The sequence below is a fragment of the Stenotrophomonas sp. NPDC077659 genome (genome assembly GCF_050268705.1).
In the GTDB taxonomy this organism is placed as follows: Bacteria; Pseudomonadota; Gammaproteobacteria; order Xanthomonadales; family Xanthomonadaceae; genus Stenotrophomonas.
Genome location: NZ_JBNNHG010000272.1, coordinates 1 through 1722 on the forward strand (window position 1 = coordinate 1; position 1722 = coordinate 1722).

Annotated in this window: 2 protein-coding genes; both read left to right on the plus strand. The window is 65.9% G+C overall.

The genetic code is table 11. The features are described from left to right. Positions 1–43: 43 nt before the first annotated feature. Positions 44–1321 (plus strand): UDP-N-acetylglucosamine 1-carboxyvinyltransferase, encoded by a 1278-nt coding sequence (gene murA / locus ACQKDV_RS19360; protein WP_427785847.1) that lies wholly within the window; start codon positions 44–46, stop codon positions 1319–1321. After that, positions 1318–1635, plus strand: coding sequence for an EF-hand domain-containing protein (locus tag ACQKDV_RS19365; protein WP_427785846.1), 318 nt, complete (start codon positions 1318–1320; stop codon positions 1633–1635). Before murA ends, ACQKDV_RS19365 begins: the two co-directional genes overlap by 4 nt. The last annotated feature ends 87 nt before the right edge of the window (positions 1636–1722 follow it).

A 1722-nucleotide genomic window follows, 5' to 3' on the forward strand; every position in this document is an offset into this window, starting at 1 on the left:
CCCCGCCGGCTGACCTCGGCGCCCGCGTCGATCGATACCGTTGCTGCCTTCCGGCAAGATCGTTGTGACCGGCGGCGCTGCGCTGCACGGTGAAGTGAGCATCTCCGGCGCCAAGAACGCCGTCCTCCCCATCCTCTGCGCGACGCTGCTGGCCGATGCGCCGGTGGAGATCACCAACGTGCCGCACCTGCACGACGTGGTCACCACGGTGAAGCTGCTGGGCGAACTGGGCGCCAAGGTCACCATCGACCAGGGCACGCTGTCGCGCGGCAGCGCGATCGTGGTCGACCCGCGCCCGGTCAACCAGCACGTGGCGCCCTACGAGCTGGTCAAGACCATGCGCGCCTCTATCCTGGTGCTGGGCCCGCTGCTGGCCCGCTTCGGTGCGGCCGAAGTGTCGCTGCCCGGCGGCTGTGCCATCGGCTCGCGCCCGGTTGACCAGCACATCAAGGGCCTGCAGGCACTGGGTGCGGAGATCGTGGTCGAGAACGGCTTCATCAAGGCCACCGCCAAGCGCCTGAAGGGTGGCCACTTCACCTTCGACATGGTCAGCGTCACCGGTACCGAGAACGTGCTGATGGGTGCGGTGCTGGCTGAAGGCACCACCATCCTCGACAACTGTGCGATGGAGCCGGAAGTGACTGATCTGGCCCACTGCCTGATCGCGCTGGGCGCGAAGATCGAAGGCCTGGGCACCGCCCGCCTGGTCATCGAAGGTGTCGAGCGCCTGTCCGGGGGCCGACATGAAGTGCTGCCCGACCGTATCGAGACCGGCACCTTCCTGGTGGCTGCGGCGATGACCGGCGGCAAGGTCACCGTGAACCGCGCGCGCCCGAACACGATGGACGCGGTGCTGTCCAAGCTGGTCGAGGCCGGTGCGACGATCGATACCACCGAGGACAGCATCACCCTGGACATGCAGGGCAAGCGACCAAAGGCGGTCAATCTGACCACTGCGCCGTATCCGGCATTCCCTACCGACATGCAGGCGCAGTTCATGGCGCTCAACTGCGTGGCCGACGGCGTGGGCGTGATCAACGAAACGATCTTCGAAAACCGTTTCATGCACGTCAACGAACTGCTGCGTCTGGGCGCGGACATCCAGGTTGAAGGCCACACCGCCATCGTGCGTGGCAGCGAGCACCTGAGCGGTGCACCGGTGATGGCCACCGACCTGCGTGCGTCGGCCTCGCTGATCCTGGCCGGCCTCATGGCCGACGGCGAGACCACCATCGACCGCATCTACCACCTCGACCGTGGCTACGAGAACATCGAAGAGAAGCTGTCTTCGCTCGGTGCCACCATCCGGCGCGTGCCATGATCCTGCGCGGGAAATTCAGCCCACGCCGCAAGGCGCTGCTGGCGCTGGTGCTGATCGTGCTGGCATGGCTGGGCTATGCCTGGTACGCCAACCTGGCCATCACCAAGGGCATCGAGCAGAAGGACATGGACTGGAATGGCGATGGTACGGTCAGCCGTGACGAGATCATCCAGTCGTTCTATGCCGTTGCGGTGAATGACAGCCAGGAAGGCAACCGCCATTGCCGCACCTTCGTCTGGCGCAGCAGCGGCCAGCAGATCCGGGTGGACTGCCGTACCGAGTTCAAGCCGGACGCGGCCGCAGAGAAGAAATAAGAAAACGCCCGCGCAAGCGGGCGTTTCTCTACCTGCGGTAGTGCCGGCCGCTGGCCGGCAATGCGACACGGATGCCGGCCAGCGGCC

Bases quoted from the DNA above. Each gene is read 5' to 3' on its own strand.
- ACQKDV_RS19365 (WP_427785846.1), top strand. From the start codon at position 1,318: ATGATCCTGCGCGGGAAATTCAGCCCACGCCGCAAGGCGCTGCTGGCG.